5 protein-coding genes are annotated in these 7,449 nt (G+C 70.9%); 1 reads left to right on the top strand and 4 read right to left on the bottom strand.

What is annotated here, in order from left to right; all coding sequences use genetic code 11:
* Positions 1-905: maltotransferase domain-containing protein (locus IE244_RS41265; RefSeq protein WP_191878722.1), on the bottom strand; the 905-nt coding region annotated here is incomplete at its 3' end.
* A gap of 330 nt (positions 906-1,235) precedes the next feature.
* On the opposite strand from IE244_RS41265, the gene glgP reads away from it, so the two are divergent.
* On the top strand, positions 1,236-3,854 hold the full coding sequence (gene glgP, locus IE244_RS41260) for an alpha-glucan family phosphorylase (protein ID WP_191878721.1): 2,619 nt from the start codon (positions 1,236-1,238) through the stop codon (positions 3,852-3,854).
* A 49-nt stretch (positions 3,855-3,903) separates the two neighbouring features.
* On the opposite strand, the gene IE244_RS41255 is transcribed toward glgP, so the two are convergent.
* The 3 genes from IE244_RS41255 to IE244_RS41245 all read right to left on the bottom strand — a co-directional run.
* Entirely contained in the window at positions 3,904-4,425 is a 522-nt protein-coding gene (locus IE244_RS41255; RefSeq protein WP_191878720.1) for a DUF1990 domain-containing protein, read from the bottom strand.
* Between the two features lie 65 nt (positions 4,426-4,490).
* Positions 4,491-6,149: a M4 family metallopeptidase gene (locus tag IE244_RS41250; protein ID WP_191878719.1), complete on the bottom strand. Its 1,659-nt coding sequence runs from the start codon at positions 6,147-6,149 to the stop codon at positions 4,491-4,493.
* A 236-nt stretch (positions 6,150-6,385) separates the two neighbouring features.
* Positions 6,386-7,449 (bottom strand): M4 family metallopeptidase (locus IE244_RS41245; protein ID WP_191878718.1); only part of this gene is annotated, 1,064 nt, incomplete at its 5' end.

Raw genomic sequence — 7,449 nt, 5'->3', positions numbered from 1 at the left:
TTGCGGAACGTGGTGCCGATGGGGTGGATGGGCGGCAGGTAGACGACGTCGAAGCCCATGTCCGCGATCGGCTTCAGCCGGCGCACGGCTGTGCGGAACGTGCCATGCGGCTGCCGCGCGGTGCCCTCCGAGCGCGGGAAGAACTCGTACCACGAGCCGAACAGCGCGCGTTCACGCTCCACCAGCAGCGGCATCGGATCCGAGGCGGTGACCAGCTCCCGCAACGGGTACCGGGCCAGGACCTCGTTCACCTGCGGTGCCAGGGCCGCCGCGAGGCGCCAGGCGGCCGGGCGTTTCTCGTCACGCAGGGCCGCGGCCGCGGCCCGCACGACCGATTGCCGTTCCTTCGGGACTCCGGCGGCCGCGCGCTCGTACAGCCGGGCGCCCTCCTCCATGACCAGTTCGGTGTCGATACCGGCCGGGATCTTGATGCGTGCGTGGTGCTGCCAGGTGGCGACCGGGTCGGCCCAGGCCTCCACCGTGTAGGTCCAGCGGCCCGGTTCGCCCGCGGTGACGGTGGCGCCCCAGCGGTCGGTGCCCGGGGCGAGTTCGCGCATCGGCGTCCAGGGGCCGGGCCGGCCGGCCGGGTCGCGCAGCACGACGTTCGCCGCGACCGCGTCGTGCCCCTCCCGGAAGACGGTGGCCGACACCTCGAACGACTCGCCGGTCACCGCCTTGGCCGGCCTGCGCCCCTGCTGGACCACAGGACGTACGTCGAGGACGGGGATGCGGCCGAGGGTGGTCTCCCCGGAGGCGGGCGCGGCGTCGGCGGGGCCCGGCGGGCCGGGCACATCAGGGGTGGGCTTCACGGCTTTCCTGCCCGTTGTCTTCTTCGAGGCCTTCTTCGCCGGTGCCGTGCTCTTGCCGCCGGCCGGCGGTGCTGACGAGTGGTGCGTGGCGGGCATGACCGCTCCTGTCCGCGTCAACGTGGGTGTGGGCGGAGGATGTGGGGAGGTGGGTCCTGCGGAGGTGCTGGGTGACGCCTGTGGGGTGTGTACCGGAGGAGCCTTCCCACCCGGCTCGGGTGGGCAACCCGGAACCCTGGTAACTACTCTCGCGTATGTCCACCCGCAAGACCGGCCTCCTTCTTCCGAGTGCCCGGTGACCGCCTCCACACGCCCCGACACCCCCGGCGGGTGCGTCCCCACCGACGCCCGGGTAACCACTACCGTCGAGGGTGACGACGAGACGTACAGCGCCGTACGTCTTCCCCCGTAACGCGTCCGAGGTGGAATGTGAAGGCGATCCGTCGGTTCACCGTCCGTCCCGTTCTCCCCGAACCCCTCCGGCCGCTGAGCGACCTGGCGCGCAATCTGCGCTGGTCCTGGCATGCGGAAACGCGCGATCTGTTCCAGTCCGTCGATCCCGAGGCCTGGGCCGCGGTCGGGGGCGACCCCGTGCGGATACTGGGCCGCGTGCGGTCGGGCAGGCTGGCCGAACTGGCCGGGGACCGGCGGTTCCTGCGCCGTCTCGGCGCGGTCGCCGACGACCTCGACGACTATCTGACCGGCGACCGCTGGTATCAGACACAGGCCGACGGCCTGCCCGCCGCGGTGGCCTACTTCTCCCCGGAGTTCGGCATCACGGCCGCGCTGCCCCAGTACTCCGGCGGCCTCGGCATCCTCGCGGGCGACCATCTCAAGGCCGCCAGCGACCTGGGTGTCCCCCTGATCGGAGTCGGGCTCCTCTACCGGCACGGCTACTTCCGGCAGAGCCTGTCCCGTGACGGCTGGCAGCAGGAGCACTACCCGGTGCTCGACCCCAACGAGCTGCCCCTCACCCAGCCGAAGGAGGCCGACGGCACCCCGGCACAGGTCTCGCTGGCGCTGCCCGGCGGCAAGGCGCTGCACGCCCGGATCTGGCTGGCCCAGGTGGGCAGGGTGCCGCTGCTGCTGCTCGACTCGGACGTCGAGGAGAACGACCTCGGCGAACGCGGCGTGACCGACCGGCTCTACGGCGGCGGCAGCGAGCACCGGCTGCTGCAGGAGATGCTGCTCGGCATAGGAGGTGTCCGGGCGGTGCGGACGTACTGCCGGCTCACCGGGCACCCGGAGCCGGAGGTGTTCCACACCAACGAGGGCCACGCGGGCTTCCTGGGCCTGGAACGGATCGCCGAACTGTGCGCCGGCGGAATGGACTTCGACTCCTCGCTGGAGGCGGTGCGCGGCGGCACGGTCTTCACCACGCACACACCGGTCCCGGCCGGCATCGACCGCTTCGACCGGGAACTGGTCGCCCGGCACTTCGGGCCGGACGCCGAGCTGCCCGGGATCGAGGTGGACCGCGTCCTGCGCCTCGGTATGGAGACCTATCCGGGCGGCGAGCCGAATCTGTTCAACATGGCGGTGATGGGGCTGCGGCTGGCCCAGCGGGCGAACGGCGTGTCCCTGCTGCACGGGCAGGTCAGCCGGGAGATGTTCGCGGGCCTGTGGCCGGGATTCGACGCCGAGGAGGTGCCGATCACCTCCGTCACCAACGGGGTGCACGCGCCGACCTGGGTCGCTCCGGAGGTGCTGCGGCTCGGTGCCCGGCAGGTCGGCTCCGAGCGCGCCGAGGACGCGCTGACCGTCGGGGGCTCCGAGCGCTGGGACTCGGTCGCGGACATCGCGGACCAGGAGATCTGGGAACTGCGCCGCACCCTGCGCGAACAGCTGGTGCTGGAGGTACGCGAGCGGCTGCGGGTGTCATGGCGCCAACGGGGCGCCGCGAACGCCGAGTTGGGCTGGATCGAGGGGGTGCTGGATCCGGACGTCCTGACGATCGGCTTCGCCCGACGGGTCCCGTCGTACAAGCGCCTGACCCTGATGCTGCGTGACCGCGACCGGCTGATGGAGCTGCTGCTGCACCCGGAGCGCCCGATCCAGATCGTCGTGGCGGGCAAGGCGCATCCGGCGGACGACAGCGGCAAGCGCCTGGTCCAGGAACTGGTCCGCTTCGCGGACGACCCCCGGGTGCGCCACCGGGTCGTCTTCCTGCCCGACTACGGCATGGCGATGGCGCAGAAGCTCTACCCCGGCTGCGACGTCTGGCTCAACAACCCCCTGCGCCCGCTGGAGGCCTGCGGCACGTCCGGCATGAAGGCGGCGCTGAACGGCTGCCTGAACCTCTCCGTCCTGGACGGCTGGTGGGACGAATGGTTCCAGCCGGACTTCGGCTGGTCCATCCCGACGGCGGACGGCGCCGGCACGGACCCGGACCACCGCGACGACATCGAGGCGGCGGCGCTCTACGACCTCCTGGAACAGCGGGTCACCCCCCGCTTCTACGAACGCGGACGCGCCGGGCTGCCCGACCGCTGGATCCAGATGGTCCGCCAGACCCTCGCTCTGCTCGGTCCCAAGGTGCTGGCCGGCCGCATGGTCCGCGAGTACGTCGACCGCCTCTACGTCCCCGCCGCACAGGCGCACCGCGCACTGACCCCGGACACCGCGAGCGGACTGGCCGAGTGGAAGACGAGGGTCCGGGCGGCCTGGCCGGGCGTGAGCGTCGACCACGTGGAGACGACCGCGACGACGGCCACGGCGGAGCTGGGCACGACGGTGGGCCTGCGGGTCCGGGTCGGCCTGGGCGAGCTGACTCCCGACGACGTCGAGGTCCAGGTGGTGTCCGGCCGGGTCGACGCGGAGGACCGCATCACCGACGCGACGGTCGTCCCGCTGAAGCCGACCGGCACCCCGGACCTGGAGGGCCGCCTGCTGTACGAGGGCCCCCTGGCCCTGGACCGTACCGGCCCCTACGGCTACACGGTCCGCATCCTGCCGGCCCACCGGCTGCTCGCCTCCGCCGCCGAGCTCGGCCTGCTGGCGGTGCCTTCGGAGGAGGTGGTGGAGGGGTCCGGGGTGCTGCTGCGGTAGGGGGGCGGGGTCTGCGGGGGGACCAGGAGTGCCCGCCCGGGCGGGTTCCTCAGTCCTCGGACAGCCCCGCGCACAGCTTCCGCAGCACCGTCCCGCACCGGCGGGCGTACGCGTGCTGCAGCCCCCGGGTCGCCGGGCCGCCCGCCTTCGCGTACCACTTGGCCCCCCTGCTGAAGGCCGCGACCGTCAGCCACACCGTGCCGTCGCCCGTACGGTCGACCACGAAGGCCTCCTCGCCGCATTCGGGGTGGCCCTCCAGGGTGCCGTAGGCCCAGCCGGCCCGGCGGGGGTCCTGGGCCGTCCAGATGATGCGGCAGGGGGCCTTGATCAGGGCGGCCAGGGTGACGGTGACGTCGATGCCGGGGGCCGCCCGGTCGGCGCCCGCGTCGATGCCCACGCCCAGGGCGCGGTGCATCTCCCAGGTGAGGACCGCCTCGGCGGCCCGCTGGAAGACCGCGTGGCCTTCGCCGAGGCGGGTGCGGACGAGCATCGGGCGGAAGCCGGGCGGGCAGTACGTCAGGTCGTCGCGGGTCGCACCGACCGGCTCGTAGGTGAAGGGCGCCGAGGACATGGGTCACAAGGGTAGGGCGGGCCCCGGAGTACCTTCCTCCTGGGGCCCGCCCGTCAGCCGCCGGGTCAGCTGGTGACGTTGACCGCGCTCCAGGCCGCCGCCACCGCCTTGTACTCGGTGCTGCTGGAGCCGTACAGGTCCGCCGCCGCCGACAGGGTGCCCGAGCGGGCGTCGGAGTAGTCGGTGGTGGAGGTGAAGTACTCGGTCAGCGCCTTGTACCAGATCTGCAGCGCCTTGTCCCGGCCGATGCCGGTGACCGTGGAGCCGTTCTTCGTCGGGGAGTTGTAGGTCACCCCGTTGATCGTCTTCGAGCCGCTGCCCTCGGACAGCAGGTAGAAGAAGTGGTTCGCGACACCGGACGAGTAGTGGACGTCCAGGTCGCCGACGGAGGAGGACCAGTAGTCGGCCGAGCCGCCGTCCTTGCTGGGCTTGTCCATGTAGCGCAGCGGGGTGCCGTCGCCGTTGATGTTGATCTTCTCGCCGATGAGGTAGTCACCCTTGTCGGACGAGTTGTTGGCGTAGAACTCCACGCCGGTGCCGAAGATGTCGCTGGTCGCCTCGTTCAGGCCGCCGGACTCACCGGAGTACTCCAGGCCCGCGGTGTTGGCGGTGACGCCGTGGCTCATCTCGTGTCCGGCCACGTCCAGCGAGGTCAGCGGGTCGGTGTTGCCGTCGCCGTCGCCGTAGGTCATGCAGAAGCAGCTGTCGTCCCAGAACGCGTTCACGTACGCGTTGCCGTAGTGGACGCGCGAGTAGGCGCCGACGCCGTTGTTCTTGATGCCGCTGCGGCCGAAGGTGCTCTTGTAGAAGTCCCAGGTCTCCGCCGCGCCGTAGGCGGCGTCCGCGGCCGCGGTCTGGTCGGAGGAGGAGCTGGAGGCGGTACCGGTGCCGAAGACGTTGGTCGAGCTGGCCACCAGGGTGCCCTTGCCGGACGTCTTGCGGGCCAGGTTGTAGGTCTTGTGACCGCCCCGGGCGCTGTCGGTGAGCTGGTACGTCGAGCCCGACTGCGTGCTGTTCAGGCTGACCGTGCCGGAGTACAGCGTCTTGCCGGTGCCGGTCGCGTTCTCGATGCCCTGGTACTGGAAGAGCTTCTTGCCGGTGGCCGCGTCGGTGATGACGTGCAGCTGGTTCGGGGTGCCGTCGTCCTGCAGGCCGCCGACGACCGTCTCGTAGGCCAGGACGGCCTTGCCCGAGCCGGCCCAGATCACCTTGCGGGCGCCGTCCGAGGCGGACTTGGCGGAGCCGAGGGTCTTGGCAGCGGACACCGCCTGCTTCTCGGCCTTGGCGGCCGTGATCTGCGGCTTGAGCGAGGCGACCTTGATGGCCGCCTTGTTCGCTCTGGTCACACCCTCGGTCTTGCCGGACTTGGCGGTGTGGACGACGAGGTCGCCGCCGAGCACCGGCAGGCCCGCGTAGGTGCGCTCGTAGCGGGTGTGGACGGTGCCGTCGGCGTCCTTGACGACGTCCTTGACGACCAGCTTCTCCTTGGCCCCCAGGCCTATCTGCTGGGCGGTCGCGGCGGCGCCGGCCTGCGCCTTCTGGATCAGGGAGGTGCGGGCGGCGGCGGACAGCGAGGTCGGCGCCGCGGCCGTCCTGGCGGCGGCACCGGCCGGGGTCTGGGCCGAGGCGTTGGCGGCCAGACCGGTGGAGAGGAGGGCTCCGGCGGCGACGGCGGTGGCGACGGCCAGGGTGGTGCGCTTGTGACGCGCGTAGCGGGGGGTCACGCAAGCTCCTTCTGTGGGGAGTCCGGTCAGTGTGGGGTTACTGGCCGGAACGGTGTGGTGAAGCTCTGCGGCGGGTGAGGGAAGAGTGACATCAGGGACGCGTACATGTCAGGGCCCTGAAGTGATGTTGGCCGAAAAACGACTGTCCGAGAAACGTTGCAGGTGTGTTAACGGGGGTCGCCCGAGGGTGCCTGACCCTCGGACAACCCCCAGTTCCCGGGCTTTTGGCGGCCGGTTTACGGGAACGTAAGCTTCCAGTCGTTGAGCGTTCCGGTGTCGTAGGTGGCCTGATCCTGCACCTTCAGTTTCCAGGTCCCGTTGGCCGTTTCGGTGGAGGCGTTGACCGTGTAGGTCTGCTTCACGTTGTCCGCGGAGTCCGAGGAGCTGAAGTTCTTCAGCCGGTACGCCTTGCCGGACGGGCCGATGAGGTCGATCACCAGGTCACCCCGCCAGGTGTGTGTGATGTCGACGCTCACCTGGAGGTTGCTCGGGGCGTTTCCGCTCCTGTCGGAGACGGTGATGCTCGAGGTGACGGCGGGCCCGTTGTCCGGGATCGCCACCGGTGTGTTGTTGTCGTACACACCGCCGCCGCCTCCGCCGCCCCCGCCGGAGCGCGAGCCGACCCCGACGCCCGCCCAGGCGTCCTGCACCGCCTTGTACTCGGCGCTGGAGGTGCCGTACAGCTCACCGGCCGCCGCGAGGGTGCCGGTGCGGGCGCCCGCGTAGTCGGTGGTGGACGTCCACTTGGTGGTCAGCGCCCGGTACCAGACCTGCAGCGCCTTGTCCCGGCCGATGCCGGTGACCGGCAGCCCGTCCGCGGTCGGCGAGTTGTAGCTGACGCCGTTGATCACCTTGGCGCCGCTGCCCTCGCTCAGCAGGTAGAAGAAGTGGTTGGCGACGCCCGAGGAGTAGTGCACGTCGAGGTTGCCGACGCCCGAGTACCACGAGTCGGCCGAACCGCCGTCCTTGCTGGGCTTGTCCATGTAGCGCAGCGGTGTGCCGTCGCCGTTGATGTCGATCTTCTCGCCGATGAGGTAGTCACCGACATCGGTGGAGTTGTTGGCGTAGAACTCCACGCCGGTGCCCATGATGTCGCTGGTCGCCTCGTTCAGGCCGCCGGACTCGTCGCTGTAGTCGAGGCCCGCGGTGTTGGAGGTGACGCCGTGGCTCATCTCGTGTCCGGCCACGTCCAGGGCGGTCAGCGGGTCGTTGTTGCCGGACCCGTCGCCGTAGGTCATGCAGAAGCAGCCGTCGTCCCAGAACGCGTTCACGTACGAGTTGCCGTAGTGGACCCGCGAGT

This window comes from Streptomyces filipinensis, from assembly GCF_014649495.1.
GTDB lineage: Bacteria > Actinomycetota > Actinomycetes > Streptomycetales > Streptomycetaceae > Streptomyces > Streptomyces filipinensis.
This window is presented reverse-complemented; position numbering and strand designations above follow the sequence as displayed.

Coding starts and splice junctions, on each gene's coding strand:
- IE244_RS41255 (WP_191878720.1), bottom strand. CDS start 4,425: ATGTCCTCGGCGCCCTTCACCTACGAGCCGGTCGGTGCGACCCGCGAC.